Consider the following 16799-nt stretch of genomic DNA (forward strand, 5'->3'; position numbering starts at 1 on the left):
AAACGCCCTAGGTTTCCGATAGAACGACGCCATGTCTCAGCCGCTTACCTTGCTTTACGATACCCGTGTCTCTGAGGGGCTTTTGCGCCCTGACCCTGCGCAACGTGCCGTTATGGCGCGTTTGGAAGAGGTGCGTGCCACCCTTGATGCGCCGCAGCCCAAGGGCTTTCTGGCAAGGTTTCGGAAGGCAGAACCGACCGGTTCGAGGGGGCTATACCTTTGGGGCGGCGTAGGACGCGGAAAATCCATGTTGATGGATTTGTTCTTTCAGCACGCGGGCATCGCCGAGAAGCGCCGGGTCCATTTCCATGCCTTCATGCAAGAGGTTCAGGCCGCGCTGCATGAAGCTCGAAAAACCGGCGTGGACGACGCGATCAAGCCGGTGGCCGAAGATATCGCCCGCGACCTGAAGTTACTGTGTTTCGATGAGATGCAGATCACCGATATCGCCGATGCGATGATCGTGGGGCGCTTGTTCGAGAGGTTGTTTGAGGCGGGCGTTGTGGTTGTCACGACCTCGAACAGGCCACCAGCAGACCTTTATAAGGACGGGTTGAACCGGCAGTTGTTTCTGCCCTTCATCGAGCTTCTGGAAGATCGGATGGAGGTCTATCAGCTCGATGCAGAGACTGATTATCGCCAAGACCGATTGTCCGGAGAGCCGGTTTGGTTCACCCCTGCCGACGCCAATGCAAAGCGGGCGATTGATGTCATTTGGCGCGACCTGACCGGCGGGCGGGATGAGCCGTTGACGCTAGAGGTGAAAGGCCGCGATGTGGTGATCCCAAGGTTCTGGGCGGGGCAGGCAAGGGCCAGTTTTGCAGCGCTTTGTGGCACCGCTTTGGGGCCAGCTGACTACCTTGCCTTGGTGGGGGCGGCCAACGTGTTGGTGCTGGAAGATATCCCAAAGATGGGCCCCGGCAATGCCAATGAAGCCAAGCGATTCGTGACGCTGATTGACACGCTATACGAAGGCAATGTGCGCCTGATCGCCAGCGCAGAGGCCGAGCCAGAGGCGCTTTACGTTGAAGGCGCGGGCGTCTTTGAATTTGAACGCACCGCCAGCCGTTTGCGCGAAATGCAGGGTGCGGAATGGGGCGCGCTGGCAGCGGGATAGGCCCCGCTCTACAGCCCGTCCAAGGCCGCTTGCACTGCTGTGAAATAGGCCCCGACATGGGCACCATCGGCCAAGGCGTGGTGCACCTCGAGGGTCATGGCCATGGACCAGCGCCCGCCGTTCTCGACTATCTTGCCCCAACTGACACGGGGGATGCAGTCATCAGGGCCGGGCATCGCATTGGTGATTGAAGAGTAATCCAGCCAAGGCAGGCAGGACATATAGCACAGGTCATCGCGCTCGTTAAAATTGGCCGCGAGGTTGCCGGACTTCGCCGCAGCGTCGATCAGGGATTTGGCCGTTGCGTCGAAGCGGAAGAAATCGGGATCAAAGGGCACATAGGCATAGGTGAAACTGCCTGTATCCGTGGGCACGGTCATCGACATTTCCACGGCATCGTGGCGGATGACACGATCGCCGCGAAACCGCATCAACAACTCAGGCACCCCGTGGATGCCAGCACCTATGGCGAAGAGGCTAGCGCGATAGGGCGACACGCCAGAAGGTTTCAGGTGCACCATTAGATCGGTCACGTCGATCCGAGAGGTGACCGCAAAGTGGGGGCGATCATAGGTGCGAAAGAAGTGATACTGCGCGGCACGGGGCCATGTGGAAAGATCTACGGGGTGTTCCATCAGCTTACCGGTATTGTGGATTCGCAGATAAGCGCGACATCCATCGGTTGCACGAAAAGCGGCGTGTTGGGGTCGATCGAGCTGTCTTCGATCCAGAGGTTATTGATGCACACGTCCTGGGCGTAATTGCCGCCGTTCCAGCCAAAACCCGCCTGCGCACCGCAGTTGTTCACTTGGCCGTTGGCGTTCCATTCCTGATATGAATTCTCCGCCCTGATGCCGCCAGTGGGGAATTGCAGGGTGGTGGTATCGAACCTCAGTAACCAAGAAGTGTCAGTCGTGACCTCTGTCAGGTTCCAAGAGCCGATGGCGACGCCGTCTATGTGGCCGATGATCTGGAAATCGGTGACTTGATCTTGGGTGATAAGGCCGCTGTCGAGAAGGGCATCAGGAAAGCCGATGTGACCTTCCATCGTGTATCCATTGGCCCCGACCCAACAGAACTGAAACTGCGCCGCATTCAGGGGCGCGGTTGTGAGGAGGAGGGCGGTGAGGAAGGAGGCGCGGTGAACCATGGGGCAAAGGTGGCGTGCGCGTCGGCGCAGGTCAACCATTGGCGTCAGCCGTTGGTTTTGAGGATCTCACCAGCCAGATAGAGAGAACCACAAATCAGGACACGGGCGGTTGGGTCGGTGGCGATGATTTGGGCCAACGCCTCATCCACGCTCGGCGCGATGTGGGTTTCTAACCCGGCGGCTTGGGCGGCCGAAGCGGTGTCTTCGGCGCTGAGCGTTGCCGTTTGGCCCGGAATGGAGACCGCCGTAAGGGATTTTGCCCAGGGGCGAAGGGGGGCCATGTAGCCGGTCACGTCTTTGGTGTTGAGCATCCCGCAGATCAGGTACGTGGGGCGCTTCGGCAAAGTCTCTAGCGTGGCGGCAATGGCACGGGACGCATGGGGATTATGCCCGCCGTCGAGCCAAAGCTCGGCCATGGGGGCCGTGTCCGCCAGGGGGCCGGAGCGGAGTTTCTGCATCCGCGCGGGCCAGGTGGCGTTCTCCATCGCGGCATCGGGGTTGCCGACGCCTAGGGTACGCAGAGCCGCCAAAGCAGTGCCCGCATTCTGGATTTGATGCGGCCCGGCGAGGGCGGGCATGGGCAGATCGAGCAGCCCGGTTTCGTCCTGGAAGATCAGGCGGCCACGTTCGGCGGAGACATGCCAGTGCTGACCATGGGCGATGACCGGCGCGCCAAGGCGGGCGGCTCTATCTTCGATCACCTCTAGGGCGGCGTCTTTCTGGGGCCCGACGATAACGGGCACGCCACGTTTGATGATGCCCGCTTTTTCGGTCGCGATTTCCGCCAGCGTATCGCCAAGGAACTGTTGGTGATCCAGATCAATGGGAGTGATGACGGACAGGGCAGGCGTGTCGATCACGTTGGTGGCGTCGAGCCTGCCGCCGAGGCCCACTTCCAGCAGCGTGTAATCGGCTGGCGTGGTTGCGAAGGCATGGAAAGCAGCGGCGGTTGTGATCTCAAAATAAGTGATCGGATCGGGGCCGTTGGCACTGAGGCAGATGTCGAGGGTTGTCGAGAGGTGATCCTCGTCGATCAGGGTTCCGGCTAGGCGGATGCGTTCGTGGAACCGTGCCAGGTGGGGCGAAGTATAGGCGTGGGCGGTAAGGCCTGCGCCTTCGAGGCCCGCCCGAATCATCGCTTGGGTGGAGCCTTTGCCGTTGGTGCCCGCCACGTGGATCACGGGGGGGATGCGCCGTTCGGGATGGTCGAGCGCGGCGAGGATGCGCCACATCCGATCGAGGGTCAGGTCGATGATCTTGGGGTGCAGCGCCATCATGCGCGCGAGCAGGTGATCCGATTGAGGCGTCATGGCAAATCCTGCGGGCAAGGCACCGATGGGAGGGGGCGAAAGGCTCCCCCTTTGGCGTTATACCGGGCTCAGGCGGGGTGCATGAGTTGTATTGGCCAAGATGAAGGGGAAGCGGCGCGTGTTAATCGGCCGAAGGGGGCGTGTCAGGGCCGGGTGACGAGGTGTCTTCTGGCGCTGCGCCAGACGCGGCCTCTGGGGTTGCGGCCGGGGTTTTGTCGGGCGCGGGCAGGTCACCGACGACAGCGGGGGAATGGCCCATGAGCATCCGGGTGATGGTGATCAGTTCTTCGCGCATCTGAGCCCGGTGGGTGACACGGTCCAGCATGCCGTGGTCGAGGAGATATTCAGCGCGCTGAAAGCCCTCGGGCAGTTTTTCACGGATGGTTTGTTCGATCACACGGGGGCCTGCGAAGCAGATCAGCGCGTTGGGTTCGGCGATGTGGACATCACCGAGCATCGCGTAAGACGCGGTGACGCCGCCCGTTGTGGGGTGGGTCAGGACCACGATGTAGGGAAGGTTCGCTTCCTTGAGCATCTGCACCGCGACGGTTGTACGGGGCATCTGCATCAGCGACAGGATGCCTTCCTGCATCCGAGCGCCGCCGGCGGCGGAGAACAGGATGAGGGGGCGTTTCAGGGCAACCGCGCGTTCGGCAGCGGCGATAATGGCGTTGCCCACGAACATGCCCATGGAGCCGCCCATGAAAGAGAAATCCTGTGCGGCAGCGACAATAGGTGTGCGGCCCATTTCGCCTTCGGCAACCAACATCGCCTCGGCCTCGGCCGTGTTGGCGCGGGCGGCCTTCATGCGGTCCGGGTATTTCTTTTGGTCACGGAACTTCAGCGGGTCGGCGACCGGTTCGGGCACGGAGATCTCGGTGAAGATGCCGTTGTCGAACAACGCCGTGAAGCGGTCACGCGGGGACAGGGCCATGTGGTGATCGCAGTTGGTGCAGACGTTAAGATTGTCCGACAGTTCCCGGTGGAACAGCATCGTGCCGCATTCGCTGCACTTCGACCACAGGTTCTCGGGCGTCTCACGACGGGAGAAGATGGAGTTGATCCGAGGGCGGACGTAGTTGGAAATCCAGTTCATGGTCGCAAAAATCCGGTCATTGGGCTTGGAGTCGAGATATTGTGCAATTGGCCAAATTGCAAATACCCATCGGTCATGTGCGGGCCACGGCGGCGCGGATGATGATCCATGTGACCACCGTCGTCCCCATATCCAGAAGGATCAGGGGCCTGATTTCGGCGGCCGCCGCTGAAATTGGTGCCACATAAAGCGCAAGACCCGAGAGGGGGCCATCGAGGGCGACAATCAGGATAGCCACGACATTATTCGCGAAATGGAAGCCCCAAGCCGCGCCGATAGAGCCTGTCTTAGCGGTCAGGTCAGCCGCCAGAAGGCCGAACAGCCCGGCGGCGGCCACGACATAGAGCGCGTTATCGCCCATGACAGAAGGTTGATAATGCAGGGAGGCAAACAGGATCGACGGCAGAACCATCCACCAAAGCGGCGATTTGAACCGCGCGGCCAATTGCTGCTGGAGGTAGCCGCGAAATAGCACCTCTTCCGCGCCGGTCTGGATGAAGACACCCGCCAAGGCCATCGGCAGGAAGGAAAGCCACAGTGCCCTCTCCATCGCTGGTTCTATGGCCACGTCATTGGGGATCAAGAAGGACGCCCCATAGACAAGTGCACAAACAGCCGCGGCAATCAGAAAGTGCCGAAACACTTTCGGCAGCGGTCCGAACAGGCTTCGGACGCGGCGACGGTGCAGCACCAGAACCGCGATCATCGGGCCTAGCGCCATGCCGACGAAAGTGGCCATCACCAAGAGCGTGCCGGTCGGGCCTGTCGCCTCGACCATTTCCGAGGCCCATTGCTCCATCCCTTGGGGGCCGGACACCAGGAAGATGACGCCGAAGACCAAGGCGATGCCGAGGCCATAGATGACCATTGCCAGCAACAGCCCAAGCAGGAGCCGCCAGATTTGTGGGTGGGTTCGGGCCGGGGCAACGAACTCGATATGAGCGGGGTACTGCATCGGGGTGCCTTGTTGTTTCGGCGGTTATTCTTAGCCTATCGCGCCCTAGGCGGCTTCGCAATCAGCGGGAGACGCGGTTGACCGAACAAGAAAGACACGCCAGCCTATTCCAAGGGAATTTATAGAATATTGAGGGGACAATTCATGAAATCATTCAAGATACTCGGAGCAGCTGCTTTGACCATCACAGCAGCGGGATGCGTCACCACGCAAGCGCCCGTGGCAAATGCAGAAGCCACCATGTCTTCTGCCTGCATTCAGGCCGTCGAGGTCGAGACTAACAACCACGACGTTGTGGTTCTGGGGTCCGACCCGCGCGGCGGCGTTCAGGACTACACGTTGCAAGTCGGGGGCACGGGCATTTGGTCTTGCATGGTCACGTCGTCCGGGCAGGTCACGAACGTGAGCTTTCTGGGCTCGGACGGATCGCCTTTGGCCTGAACATCGCAGGCAGGGTCCGAAGAACCGGTGCCTGCCTCTCTTGCCCCTTTTCGCGCAGCGCTCTATCCCATGGCAAAGCCAAATCTCGGCCCAAGCCAAAGCCAAGTTTCAGGGAGACGCGCCATGACCGCCAATCGGCCAGACAAATCCAAATTGCCAAGCCGCCATGTGACCGAGGGGCCCGAACGCGCGCCGCATCGGTCTTACTTCTACGCCATGGACCTGACGCAAGAGCAGATCGACCAGCCTTTCGTGGGCGTCGCCACCTGCTGGAACGAGGCCGCGCCTTGTAACATCGCCCTGAACTGGCAAGCGCAATCGGTGAAGCGCGGCGTGAAAGAAGCAAACGGCACCCCGCGCGAGTTCACCACGATCACCGTCACCGACGGCATCGCGATGGGCCACGAGGGCATGCGTTCATCCCTCGCGTCGCGCGATGCGATCACCGACACGGTGGAGCTGACGATGCGCGGCCATTGCTATGACGCGCTGGTGGGCCTTGCGGGCTGCGACAAATCCCTTCCCGGGATGATGATGGCGATGGTGCGTTTGAACGTGCCTTCCGTGTTCATGTACGGCGGCTCGATCCTGCCGGGTCAGCACGAAGGCAAGGACATCACAGTTCAAGATATGTTCGAGGCCGTGGGCAAATACCAAGCGGGCCAGATGTCCGACGCGGAATTGGCGATCCTGGAGCGTGTCGCCTGCCCAAGCGCCGGTGCCTGTGGCGGCCAGTTTACCGCCAACACGATGGCCTGTGTGTCCGAGGCGATTGGCCTTGCGCTGATGAACTCTTCCGGGATGCCCGCCCCCTACGAGGGCCGCAAAGAATACGGAGAGGCCGCAGGCCGCGCCGTTATGACTCTGTTGGAAAAGAACATTCGCGCCCGTGATATCGTGACGCGCGAAAGCCTTGAGAACGCCGCGCGCGTTGTGGCTTGTACCGGTGGCTCCACCAACGCAGGTCTGCACCTTCCGGCGATTGCCCACGAAGCGGGGATCGACTTCGACCTCTTTGACGTGTGCGAAATCTTCAAGGATACGCCCTACTTCGTCGACATGAAGCCCGGCGGGCAATACGTGGCGAAAGACCTGTTCGAGGTCGGCGGTGTGCCTGTTGTGATGAAGGAACTGCGCAAAGCGGGCCTGATCCACGAAGATTGCATGACCGCCAATGGCGAAAGCATGGGCGAGGCGTTGGACCGCATCCAAGGCGAGGCCGATGGCCGTGTGATCCACACCGTTGCCAACCCCCTGACGCCCACGGGCGGTGTTGTCGGTCTGCGCGGCAACCTTGCCGAAGAAGGCGCGATCGTGAAGGTCGCGGGCATGGACGAGGAACAGCAAGTGTTCACGGGTCCGGCGCGCGTGTTTGAATGCGAAGAAGATGCGTTCGAGGCCGTGAAGGCACGGGGCTATGAGGAAGGCGAAGTGATCGTCATCCGCAACGAGGGCCCCAAGGGCGGCCCCGGCATGCGCGAAATGCTGGCCACGACGGCGGCGCTGTCCGGCCAAGGCATGGGCAAGAAGGTGGCTCTGATTACCGATGGCCGTTTCTCGGGTGCGACGCGGGGTTTCTGCGTTGGTCACGTAGGACCAGAGGCCGCCGTGGGTGGACCGATTGGCTTGCTGGAGGATGGCGATGTCATCACCATCAACGCGCTGACCGGCGAGCTGTCTGTGGCCCTGTCCGATGATGAGCTGGCAACCCGCCGCGCCAATTGGAAAGGCCCGCGTGAGACAATGTACGCCTCGGGCGCGTTGTGGAAATACGCGCAGCTTGTGGGCGAGGCCCGCTATGGCGCGGTAACCCATCCCGGTGGCAAAGCGGAAAAGCACGTCTATGCGGATATCTAAATGGCTCAGCCCGCTGGCGTCTCTGGCGCTGGCGGGCTGTGTCGGCGGATTGGGTTTTGGCGGGGGCGGCGACTATGAAAACGCGCCCCGTCAGGTGCAGGTCACTGCGGATGCGGTCACGATCACCGGGCCTGCTGGCTTCTGCGTAGATCCAACCGCGACGCGCAACACCGATGACACAGGCTTTGTGCTTCTGGGTAATTGTGCTGCCATCTCGGGCTCGGCCCGCGCGGCGCAACCGGATGTGCCTGCCCTTCTGACAGCAGCGGTTTCTGCGCCCTCTTCCGGCGCGAGCCTGACCGCCAACCTTGCCGCGTTAGAGGTGTTCTTCCTGTCCGAGGATGGGCGCGCCTTGTTAAGCCGGTCCGGAGATCCGGAATCGGTACAGATTTTGGATACGCGTATTCAATCGAGCATGTTCCTACTTCACGCCCGTGACAGCAGCGCCGGAGAGATGGTTGGCACGGCTTCGGACTACTGGCGTGCCTATATGGCCATCGGGCCCCGCTTGGCGACCTTGTCCGTGCTTACCTTGGACGATGCCCAGGTTGATGACGCCCAAGCGCTTGCAACTTTAACACAATTTGCCGCTGCCGTGCAGAGTGCCAACACCGCCAGTGGCGCGGCAGAGGTGCCACAGGGTGTTAACGAAGAGTTAACAACCCCCTTCCGTACCGGCCTTTTTCAGCGGATATTCCGGTAACCGATTGCCAAGAGACATCTGCTACAAGGATGCCACGGCGGGGTGAGGGTGCAAGGGACAGCAGTCATGGGTCAGGAATTTCCCGGAATTTTTGGAGGGTTTGGCCTTGGTCAGACCCTGAAGCGCTGGCAACGCGCGTTGCGCGCGCCAAAAGATCTGTCCTTGGCGGAACTCAAACGCATGAATGGCGATATTCAGGGCATGCGCGATCGTTTGGACACGATGGCAGCGCAATCGCGTTCTGCCATTCTGTCACGCGCCGTGGGCGATGATGGCATTGACCGCCCGGACCAATGTGATTGGGTCACAAGACCTGCCGTTTGGCGCGAAGAAATGCGGCCGAAGGGCATTGTCGGGCTGAACTCTCCGCAGCCATTGAGTGGGGGGGCGACGGTTTTCCACGATGCCAACCACGCCGAGATGAGCCTTCGCCAGGAACGCGCCCCCCATTGGGCGCGGGGGGCCAATTTCGGTTTGGTGCTAGAGGTGTATCGCTCGGACGGGTCCTTCGTTTCCTTCGTGCAAGACCTCCCGCCTGAGGCGATGGTGGGGCTGACACGTAACCACTTCATCGCGGTCAATCTTGTGGCGGACCGGGAACAGCCGGTGGAAATCTACGCCCGCCTGAACATTCAACACGGGCCGAATGTGGAACAAATGGTCCGCCAGATTGAATTTGATGGGACCACGGGGCAGGCTGAATTTGACCTCGCCTATACCAAGATCAACGAGAAACGGCTTGAAAAAGCCTGGTTGGATTTGATCGTGGAAGGGCCCAAAATGACCCGGATCGCCCTTTGGGACATGGTCCTGCTGCGCGCGCCCAGAGCCGATTTCTAGGACGCCCGAACCTTAAGGAACTGACGGATTATGGCAGAAGCATTGGTGCGCACGACACTGCAAGCAGGGCGCTATGAGGGCGTGCTGACGGGTGCCGGACAGACAGAGATTGAAGCGCTCCACAAGGGGCGCATCGTGGGTGTGGCGCAGATTACCGAGCACCCCAGTGAGGCGGGCGCGATGCATGTCGCGCTGGACCTGCCCACCGATGTGCTGAGTGACGGCGTGCAAGTGGTGGGCCTGCGGTCCACGGCAACGGGCGAAGTTTTGGACCGGCTGACGCTGATGTCCGGCTCGGCCATGGATGACGACATCCGAGGCGAGTTGACCTTGCTGCGCGAAGAGTTGGAAATGCTCAAACGCGCGTTCCGCCGCCATTGCGTGGATACCGCGCAGGATTAGGCCTGTCTGGCGTCTTTCATTTCGTCTTGGGGAATATTGGCGGCGTTTGCGCGCTTGGTTTTCTGTGGAAGGGGGCCAGCCCCCTCTGCGCATCCAAGGGATGCGCAGACCCCCGGAGGTGTATTTGCCAAGATGAAGGAGGGAGCGGCGCGCGTGTTGGGAACGGCGTGTGCGTGTCTGAGGGTTTATTAAAGCCCCCTCCACTTTCGGGGAGGGGGCTTTTGTTGTTCACGGGGCCGGGGCCGCGCGGGTTATTTGGTGAACTTGCGGTTCCGGGCAGCCAGCAATTTCAGGCGCAAGGCGTTCAACTGAATGAAGCCTTGGGCGTCGGTCTGATCGTAGGCACCCATGTCTTCTTCGAAGGTCACGTGGGCCTCGGAATAGAGCGAGTGGTCAGACCAGCGGGCCACGGTACGGGCCGCACCTTTGTAGAGTTTCAGGCGCACGGTGCCTGTCACATGTTCTTGGCTTTTGTCGATCAGGGCTTGCAGCATTTCACGCTCGGGCGAGAACCAGAAGCCGTTGTAGATCAGCTCTGCGTAGCGGGGCATGATGCTGTCTTTGAGGTGGCCAGCGCCGCTGTCGAGGGTGATTTGCTCGATGCCCCGGTGGGCTTCCAGAAGGATCGCGCCGCCCGGAGTTTCGTAGATGCCACGGGACTTCATGCCCACGAAACGGTTCTCTACCAGATCGAGGATGCCGATGCCGTGTTTGCCGCCCAAGCGGTTCAGCTCGGTCAGGATTGAAGCCGGGCTCATGGCCTCGCCATTGATGGCGACCGCGTCTCCCTTCTCGAAGGTGACTTCCACCATTTCGGGGGTGTCAGGCGCATCTTCGGGGCGGGTGATCCGCTGGAGGATATGATCGGGGGCCTCTTGAGCGGGATCTTCCAGCATTTTGCCTTCGGAAGACGTGTGCAGAAGGTTGGCATCGACCGAGAAAGGTGCCTCGCCGCGCTTGTCCTTGGCGATCGGGATCTGATGCTTTTCAGCGAACTCAATCAGCTTGGTACGAGAGCCAAGGTCCCATTCCCGCCAAGGGGCGATCACCTGGATTTCAGGGTTCAGGGAATAGGCGCAAAGCTCAAACCGGACCTGGTCGTTGCCTTTTCCGGTCGCTCCGTGGCTGACGGCGTCGGCGCCGGTTTCCGCGGCGATCTCGACCAGACGCTTAGAGATCAGGGGGCGCGCAATAGAGGTGCCCAGAAGGTACAGCCCTTCATAGAGCGCATTGGCGCGGAACATCGGGAAAACGAAATCGCGCACGAATTCTTCGCGAAGGTCCTCGATGTAGATGTCAGAGGCGCCCATCATCTCGGCTTTTTTGCGGGCGGGCTCTAGCTCTTCGCCCTGGCCCAGATCGGCGGTGAAGGTGACGACCTCACAGCCATACTCCGTTTGCAACCATTTCAGAATGATCGAGGTATCGAGGCCGCCGGAATAGGCGAGCACAACCTTCTTGGGCGCTGACATGAAAGGTACTCCGTGATGCACAGTTGACGCAGGCGGCGATACCGGGTTTTCAAGGGCGGAGCAAGCAAGTGGAGCATCCCATGGACTACGGCTATCAGCTACTTCGCCACGCCTTCGCGCAGGTTTTCGGCAATCTGCCCCAAGCGGCGCGAATTACACTGGTGCTTTTGGCGGTTCCTTTAGTGATTGCGTTCGCCACAAACCCCAGCTTACTGGACGGCAGCGCCTTCCATGTGGACCCGGTCACCGGGCTGGCAGATTTCGGGGGCCTGAACCTGCTCGGCGCACTTTTGACGTTGATTGCCGGGCTTGTGTGCTGGCTTTGGGCCGCCGTGGCGTGGCATCGCTTTGTACTGCTTGAGGAGTATCCGCGCGGAATGTTCCCCAATTGGAAGGGGTCGCAGATCGCCAATTACTTCGGCAATGCGGTGCTGGTTTTTCTGATTATGATCGGTGCCGGCATTGGCGCGGGACTCGTTGTGGGAATCGTGGTTGCCGTATCTCAAAGCCCTACCGTGGCAGTTTTACTGGGCGTCGGGTTGATCTTTGGCCTGTCCTGGGTTGCGACCCGTGTCGGGTTGATCCTGCCTGCGGCAGCGATTGGTGAGTCGTTAAAAATCAGCGAAAGCTGGAAAGCGACCGCGCCAGTGTCGGGGCAGATCATTTTGCCGATCATCGTGATCGCCCTCGTCTCGACAATCCTGAACCAGGGGATCGTCGCGGCTTTTGGCACCTCGGTGGAGGTGATGACACCCATCGGGCCGCAGCAGCAGGTGACCTTCTCTACCATCGGCATCTTGCTGAGCGTTGCAGTGGGGTGGGCGCAGATGCTGATAAACCTCGCGTTGATGACGACGCTTTACGGCAACCTGATCCAAGGGCGTCAGTTGAACTGATTCTGCCAACTGGCGCTGGACACGCGAGGCAAGACGCGCCAAGCCATTGCCATGAAAGATTTCGCCACCGCCGCCAAAGCCACGACATCCGCCTTGCGGGATTTGTTTCCTGCGACGCCATTGTTGAAGAACGCCTATCTGAGCGAACGCTTCGGTGCGGATATTTGGCTTAAGCGCGAAGACCTTTCCCCCGTCCGGTCCTACAAGTTGCGCGGCGCGTTCAACGCCATGCGGAAAGTGCGGACGGAAAAGCCGGATCAGATGGATTTCGTATGTGCCAGCGCGGGCAACCACGCCCAAGGAATGGCGTTTGTCTGCGCGCATTTCGGGGTGCGGGGGCGGATTTACATGCCCGTCACAACGCCGGAACAGAAGGTGTTGAAGACCCGGACCTTTGGCGGAGACGCGGTTGAGATCGTGCTGGAAGGCGACTTTTTCGACGAAACCCAATCTGCCGCGAAGGCCTATTGCGATGAAGTTGGCGCCCATTTTCTGTCGCCCTTTGATGATCCCGATGTGATCGAGGGCCAAGCCTCGGTCGCGGTGGAGATGATCGACCAATTGGGCCGCGCGCCGGATCATTTGGTGCTGCCTGTGGGCGGCGGCGGCTTGTCGTCTGGGATGCTGTCGTATTTGCGGGCAGTAGGGGCCGAGACCTACACAACCTTGGTAGAGCCTGCGGGCGGGCCCAGTTTGACCGCCGCGCTGAAAATCGGCGCGCCGCAGACGATTGAGATCACCGATACCTTCGTGGATGGCGCGGCCGTGGCCCGCATTGGGGACCGCAACTTCGAGGTTTTGCGCAGCGTGCCCCCGCGCGACGTGTTGATCGCGCCAGAGAACCGGATTTGCGTCACGATTCAAGAAATGCTGAACCTTGAAGGCATTGTGCTGGAACCGGCCGGCGCACTGTCGATCAACGTGTTGGAAGACCTGCGCGATCAGATCGCGGGCAAGACAGTGGTTTGCGTCACCTCTGGCGGCAACTTCGATTTTGAGCGTTTGCCGGAGGTGAAAGAGAGGGCGCAGAAATGGCAGGGCCTGAAGAAATACTTCATCCTCCGCCTGCCGCAACGCCCCGGCGCGTTGCGCGACTTTCTGGATATGTTGGGGGACGACGACAACATTACCCGGTTTGAATATCTCAAGAAGAACTCCCGCAACTTCGGGTCCGTGCTGATCGGTATCGAATCACAACGGGCGGGCAGTTTCCCCGAGCTGGAAGATCGCGTCGCCTCTCGCGGGTTTGGGTTCCGCGATATTACCGACGATCAAATCCTTGCAGATTTCCTGATTTAAGCGCGGGTTAAGCGGCGCTCGCCAGCTCTGGCACTTGCGGCGCAACCTCGGCCAATGCGGCGGCGAAGGCATCGCGAACTGCGGCGAGATCGGGGGTATCGCCGTCGTTACAGGCAGCCTCCGCCAGCGTGCAGGCTTTCACCAAGCTTATGAACCCAAGGTTCGCCGCAGATCCCCGCAGAAAATGGAAATCCGCCGCGTTGGCGGTGCCCGGCGCAAGGTTGCCCAAGGTTTCCTGAAGCTCTGCCACGAACAGCAGGGCCACATCAGCGAATTCTTCTTCCCCAATGTCTTCACGCAGCTCATTCAGGCGGGTCCAATCCACATGGGTCATCGTCACACTCCTAACCGTCGAAGCGACCTCTATAGGCGCAGTTCGTTAACAAATGATGGGCCGGAGGGGGCGGGCCTCTCAAATTGTCTGATTCATGGGACGTTAAAGAAAATCTTCGAAGCTGCCGGTGAATCAGGTCGAGGGCGAGCAATGGGCGCAGTGATTTCCAAACCCCAAAGGGGCGTTCCAGCGCAGCTTGCTAGCGCGGATGTCACTGCGACTCCGTTAACGGTGTTGGTGCTGGATGACAGCCCGGCACAGCGCAATATGGTCAGTGCGCTCCTGCGCAAATGGGGCCATGTCGCCATCGCAACCGGCGACCCGGTGGAAGCGTTAGCCATGGCGCGCAACCCGGACGTGTCATTGATCCTATGCGACTGGATGATGCCCGAAATGACAGGGCCGGAATTCTGCCGATGCCTACGGGCGGAGGTGACGGAAACCTACCCCTATGTCCTGTTGCTGACCTCCAACCAAGAACGCAGCGCCGTGGCGGAAGGCTTGGCGGCGGGGGCGGATGATTTCCTTAACAAACCCGTCCGGCCGCCCGAACTTCAGGCACGGATGAACGCGGGCGCACGGATCGTAGACATGCAGCGCGAACTGCGTAGCAAGAACGGCCTGTTGGAACGCACGTTGGACGAATTGCAGCTTCTGTACGGGGCAATTGACCGCGATCTGGATGAAGCCCGGCGGCTTCAGATGGGCTCGTTGCAAGACACCCATTGCGCGTTCAACGGGGCGGATGTGGCGCTATTGCTGGAGGCAAGCGGTCATGTCGGCGGTGATATGGTGGGCCACTTCACGGTTAACGATGATATCGTCGCGCTCTACAGCATTGACGTATCCGGCCATGGTGTCGCCTCGGCTATGCTGGCGGCCCGTGTGGCCGGGATGCTGTCGGATGCTTCCCCCGACCAGAACATCGCCATGACGCGCGGCGCGGATGGCGCATTCGCCGCCCTTTCCCCCGAAATTGCAGCCAGCCGCATGAATGACCTGCTCCTGAAGGAGGTGCAGACTGATCGCTACTTCACCATCTGCATTGCCATTGCCGATCTGACGACAGGCCACCTGCGCATGGTTCAAGCCGGACACCCCAACCCGATGGTTCTGCGTGCAAATGGAAAGGTGGATATGGTCGGTGATGGCGGCCCGCCCGTCGGCTTGTTGCCGGATATGCCGTTCACCGCGTTTGACGTGCAGATGGACCCCGGCGACAGGCTTCTTCTGTATTCGGATGGCCTAACTGAATGCCCCGATTCCGCTGATGCGCTGTTGGACGATGAGGGGCTGATTACCCTGATGAAACGCCATAAGCGGCATGAAGGTCTGCCGTTTCTGGCTGCCCTGCGCGACGGGCTTGTCACCTTTGCGGGCACTGACGAATTCCCCGATGACCTGTCGGCCTTGCTGTTCACCTTCTCCGGTCGGGGTTAAGCGCCCGCCAGATACTGCCTTAGAAAGTGACGGTCTCCTGATACGGCCAGTTTCTCTAACGCGACATCCCACGGAAGGAACACCGCCGTATGATGCGGCTCGGTCGGGGCAGACCACCGCCGGCCCAACTGCGCCACATAGATGTGGCATTGCTTATGGGCGTAGCGGTCGTAATCAGGCATGTAGGTATAGCGATGGAACATCCCCAATCGCCGGGGGGAGTGGATGCGGTAGCCGGTTTCCTCCATTACCTCTCGGTGCAGCGCGGCAAGGGGCTGCTCTCCGGGATCAATACCGCCACCGGGCAATTGCAATTCAGGCGTTGGCGCATCCTGAAAGCTGGCCAAAAGACCATCTCCGGCGTCGATAATCGCATAGATACCCGGGCGCGGGCGGTAGGTATGGGCCGGGTCAGGCCAGTGTCCGAAACGTCTGTTCATGGTCTACTTTGTGCCACGGCGCGGCGGGCGCGAAAAGCCAATCCTCTCGCCAAGGGCGCGATGCTCCGCTAAACGGCCCTATGACCCAGAACCAAGCACAATCCCTGCGCGACACAGGCGCCCGCGTCTTACGGACCGAAGCGCGTGCCGTAGCGACCCTCGCCGATGACTTGCCCGCCGATTTCGCCCCCGCCGCCGAGGCGATATTGGCCACAACGGGCCGTGTGATCCTGTGCGGTATCGGCAAATCCGGCCACATTAGCCGCAAGATTAGCGCCACATTCGCCTCTACCGGAACACCGTCGGCCTTTGTTCACGCCGCCGAGGCCAGCCACGGCGACCTGGGCATGGTGATGCCGGGGGATCTGGTGATCTTGATCTCAAACTCCGGCGAAACGTCGGAGTTGAGCGACATCATCGCCCACGTCGCCCGCTTCTCGATTCCGATGATCGGCATCTCCAAGAAGCCCGATAGCACCCTGATGCGCGCCGCTGATTTCCGCCTGACCCTTCCGGCGGCAGAGGAAGCCTGTTCGCTGGGGATGGCGCCCACGACCTCGACCACCCTGGCGCTGGCCTTGGGCGATGCCCTTGCCGTCGCGGTGATGGAGCGACGCGAATTCCAGCCTGAACAGTTCCGCACCTTCCACCCCGGTGGCAAACTGGGCGCACAGCTGTCCACCGCCGCGCAACTGATGCACGGCCCCGAGGCATTGCCCTTGGTGGATGCAAACACGCCGATGGCTGAAACCCTTGTGGTGATGAGCGAGAAAAGCTTCGGCATCGCGGGTGTGGTCACTGATGGCCGCCTTGTGGGCGTCATTTCCGATGGCGATTTGCGCCGAAACATCGCCCATCTGACCGAGCGGACAGCAGGCGAAGTGGCCACCAACCAGCCGCGCACAATCGCGCCGGACCTTTTGGCGGCAGAGGCGATGGGCATGATGGCCACCAACAAGATTACCGCGCTTTTTGTGTTGGACGCGGACGGGCACCCAATTGGGATCATCCACCTGCACGACCTGCTACGCGCGGGGCTGGCATAGC

18 protein-coding genes are annotated in these 16799 nt (G+C 60.7%); 10 read left to right on the forward strand and 8 right to left on the reverse strand.

Features of this window, described 5'->3' with window-relative positions; genetic code table 11:
- The first annotated feature begins 31 nt into the window (after positions 1 to 31).
- On the forward strand, positions 32 to 1117 hold the full coding sequence (locus tag K3728_00240) for an AFG1 family ATPase (protein ID UWQ95710.1): 1086 nt from the start codon (positions 32 to 34) through the stop codon (positions 1115 to 1117).
- Positions 1118 to 1125: 8 nt separating this feature from the next.
- Here K3728_00240 and K3728_00245 read toward each other — a convergent pair whose 3' ends face one another.
- The 5 genes from K3728_00245 to K3728_00265 all read right to left on the reverse strand — a co-directional run bounded on the left by K3728_00245 (position 1126) and on the right by K3728_00265 (position 5628).
- Complete coding sequence (locus K3728_00245; GenBank protein ID UWQ95711.1) at positions 1126 to 1752, reverse strand: chloramphenicol acetyltransferase; 627 nt, start codon at positions 1750 to 1752, stop codon at positions 1126 to 1128.
- Positions 1752 to 2267 (reverse strand): hypothetical protein, encoded by a 516-nt coding sequence (locus K3728_00250; protein ID UWQ95712.1) that lies wholly within the window; start codon positions 2265 to 2267, stop codon positions 1752 to 1754. Before K3728_00250 ends, K3728_00245 begins: the two co-directional genes overlap by 1 nt.
- Before the next feature lie 44 nt (positions 2268 to 2311).
- Positions 2312 to 3577, reverse strand: a complete 1266-nt coding sequence (locus K3728_00255; protein UWQ95713.1) for a bifunctional folylpolyglutamate synthase/dihydrofolate synthase — start codon at positions 3575 to 3577, stop codon at positions 2312 to 2314.
- A 121-nt stretch (positions 3578 to 3698) separates the two neighbouring features.
- A complete protein-coding gene (gene accD, locus K3728_00260) occupies positions 3699 to 4673 on the reverse strand; it encodes an acetyl-CoA carboxylase, carboxyltransferase subunit beta (protein ID UWQ95714.1) in 975 nt (324 codons plus the stop codon).
- Between the two features lie 73 nt (positions 4674 to 4746).
- On the reverse strand, positions 4747 to 5628 hold the full coding sequence (locus K3728_00265) for a CPBP family intramembrane metalloprotease (protein ID UWQ95715.1): 882 nt from the start codon (positions 5626 to 5628) through the stop codon (positions 4747 to 4749).
- Between the two features lie 144 nt (positions 5629 to 5772).
- Between K3728_00265 and K3728_00270 the strand changes: the two genes are divergently transcribed.
- From K3728_00270 to K3728_00290, 5 genes are all read left to right on the forward strand, one after another.
- On the forward strand, positions 5773 to 6069 hold the full coding sequence (locus K3728_00270; GenBank protein ID UWQ95716.1) for a hypothetical protein: 297 nt from the start codon (positions 5773 to 5775) through the stop codon (positions 6067 to 6069).
- Positions 6070 to 6192: 123 nt separating this feature from the next.
- Positions 6193 to 7926 (forward strand): dihydroxy-acid dehydratase, encoded by a 1734-nt coding sequence (gene ilvD, locus K3728_00275; GenBank protein ID UWQ95717.1) that lies wholly within the window; start codon positions 6193 to 6195, stop codon positions 7924 to 7926.
- Positions 7913 to 8629, forward strand: coding sequence for a hypothetical protein (locus K3728_00280; GenBank protein UWQ95718.1), 717 nt, complete (start codon positions 7913 to 7915; stop codon positions 8627 to 8629). Before ilvD ends, K3728_00280 begins: the two co-directional genes overlap by 14 nt.
- 66 nt (positions 8630 to 8695) lie before the next feature.
- On the forward strand, positions 8696 to 9469 hold the full coding sequence (locus K3728_00285; protein ID UWQ95719.1) for a hypothetical protein: 774 nt from the start codon (positions 8696 to 8698) through the stop codon (positions 9467 to 9469).
- Positions 9470 to 9499: 30 nt separating this feature from the next.
- Complete coding sequence (locus K3728_00290) at positions 9500 to 9871, forward strand: hypothetical protein (GenBank protein ID UWQ95720.1); 372 nt, start codon at positions 9500 to 9502, stop codon at positions 9869 to 9871.
- A 251-nt stretch (positions 9872 to 10122) separates the two neighbouring features.
- Here K3728_00290 and K3728_00295 read toward each other — a convergent pair whose 3' ends face one another.
- A complete protein-coding gene (locus K3728_00295; protein ID UWQ95721.1) occupies positions 10123 to 11343 on the reverse strand; it encodes an argininosuccinate synthase in 1221 nt (406 codons plus the stop codon).
- 80 nt (positions 11344 to 11423) lie between these two features.
- On the opposite strand from K3728_00295, the gene K3728_00300 reads away from it, so the two are divergent.
- The gene (locus tag K3728_00300) at positions 11424 to 12239 is read left to right on the forward strand and encodes a hypothetical protein (GenBank protein UWQ95722.1); all 816 of its coding nucleotides are present in this window, start codon (positions 11424 to 11426) and stop codon (positions 12237 to 12239) included.
- Positions 12240 to 12290: 51 nt separating this feature from the next.
- Positions 12291 to 13538 carry a threonine ammonia-lyase IlvA gene (ilvA, locus tag K3728_00305; GenBank protein ID UWQ95723.1) on the forward strand — a complete coding sequence of 416 codons (1248 nt, stop codon included), beginning with the start codon at positions 12291 to 12293 and terminating at the stop codon, positions 13536 to 13538.
- A 7-nt stretch (positions 13539 to 13545) separates the two neighbouring features.
- Here the strand turns inward: ilvA and K3728_00310 are convergent, their stop codons facing one another.
- Positions 13546 to 13872: an Hpt domain-containing protein gene (locus tag K3728_00310; GenBank protein ID UWQ95724.1), complete on the reverse strand. Its 327-nt coding sequence runs from the start codon at positions 13870 to 13872 to the stop codon at positions 13546 to 13548.
- A 150-nt stretch (positions 13873 to 14022) separates the two neighbouring features.
- Between K3728_00310 and K3728_00315 the strand changes: the two genes are divergently transcribed.
- A complete protein-coding gene (locus K3728_00315) occupies positions 14023 to 15312 on the forward strand; it encodes a fused response regulator/phosphatase (GenBank protein ID UWQ95725.1) in 1290 nt (429 codons plus the stop codon).
- Here K3728_00315 and K3728_00320 read toward each other — a convergent pair.
- Entirely contained in the window at positions 15309 to 15752 is a 444-nt protein-coding gene (locus K3728_00320; GenBank protein ID UWQ95726.1) for an NUDIX hydrolase, read from the reverse strand. The two genes, K3728_00315 and K3728_00320, sit on opposite strands and share 4 nt — an antisense overlap.
- Before the next feature lie 80 nt (positions 15753 to 15832).
- On the opposite strand from K3728_00320, the gene K3728_00325 reads away from it, so the two are divergent.
- Positions 15833 to 16798, forward strand: a complete 966-nt coding sequence (locus tag K3728_00325) for a KpsF/GutQ family sugar-phosphate isomerase (GenBank protein UWQ95727.1) — start codon at positions 15833 to 15835, stop codon at positions 16796 to 16798.
- The last annotated feature ends 1 nt before the right edge of the window (position 16799 follow it).

The sequence above is a fragment of the Rhodobacteraceae bacterium M385 genome (assembly GCA_025141835.1).
In the GTDB taxonomy this organism is placed as follows: Bacteria; Pseudomonadota; Alphaproteobacteria; order Rhodobacterales; family Rhodobacteraceae; genus Gymnodinialimonas.

Bases quoted from the DNA above. Each gene is read 5' to 3' on its own strand.
- K3728_00240 (UWQ95710.1), top strand. From the start codon at position 32: ATGTCTCAGCCGCTTACCTTGCTTTACGATACCCGTGTCTCTGAGGGG.
- K3728_00245 (UWQ95711.1), bottom strand. From the start codon at position 1,752: ATGGAACACCCCGTAGATCTTTCCACATGGCCCCGTGCCGCGCAGTAT.
- K3728_00250 (UWQ95712.1), bottom strand. From the start codon at position 2,267: ATGGTTCACCGCGCCTCCTTCCTCACCGCCCTCCTCCTCACAACCGCG.
- K3728_00255 (UWQ95713.1), bottom strand. From the start codon at position 3,577: ATGACGCCTCAATCGGATCACCTGCTCGCGCGCATGATGGCGCTGCAC.
- accD (UWQ95714.1), bottom strand. From the start codon at position 4,673: ATGAACTGGATTTCCAACTACGTCCGCCCTCGGATCAACTCCATCTTC.
- K3728_00265 (UWQ95715.1), bottom strand. From the start codon at position 5,628: ATGCAGTACCCCGCTCATATCGAGTTCGTTGCCCCGGCCCGAACCCAC.
- K3728_00270 (UWQ95716.1), top strand. From the start codon at position 5,773: ATGAAATCATTCAAGATACTCGGAGCAGCTGCTTTGACCATCACAGCA.
- ilvD (UWQ95717.1), top strand. From the start codon at position 6,193: ATGACCGCCAATCGGCCAGACAAATCCAAATTGCCAAGCCGCCATGTG.
- K3728_00280 (UWQ95718.1), top strand. From the start codon at position 7,913: ATGCGGATATCTAAATGGCTCAGCCCGCTGGCGTCTCTGGCGCTGGCG.
- K3728_00285 (UWQ95719.1), top strand. From the start codon at position 8,696: ATGGGTCAGGAATTTCCCGGAATTTTTGGAGGGTTTGGCCTTGGTCAG.
- K3728_00290 (UWQ95720.1), top strand. From the start codon at position 9,500: ATGGCAGAAGCATTGGTGCGCACGACACTGCAAGCAGGGCGCTATGAG.
- K3728_00295 (UWQ95721.1), bottom strand. From the start codon at position 11,343: ATGTCAGCGCCCAAGAAGGTTGTGCTCGCCTATTCCGGCGGCCTCGAT.
- K3728_00300 (UWQ95722.1), top strand. From the start codon at position 11,424: ATGGACTACGGCTATCAGCTACTTCGCCACGCCTTCGCGCAGGTTTTC.
- ilvA (UWQ95723.1), top strand. From the start codon at position 12,291: ATGAAAGATTTCGCCACCGCCGCCAAAGCCACGACATCCGCCTTGCGG.
- K3728_00310 (UWQ95724.1), bottom strand. From the start codon at position 13,872: ATGACCCATGTGGATTGGACCCGCCTGAATGAGCTGCGTGAAGACATT.
- K3728_00315 (UWQ95725.1), top strand. From the start codon at position 14,023: ATGGGCGCAGTGATTTCCAAACCCCAAAGGGGCGTTCCAGCGCAGCTT.
- K3728_00320 (UWQ95726.1), bottom strand. From the start codon at position 15,752: ATGAACAGACGTTTCGGACACTGGCCTGACCCGGCCCATACCTACCGC.
- K3728_00325 (UWQ95727.1), top strand. From the start codon at position 15,833: ATGACCCAGAACCAAGCACAATCCCTGCGCGACACAGGCGCCCGCGTC.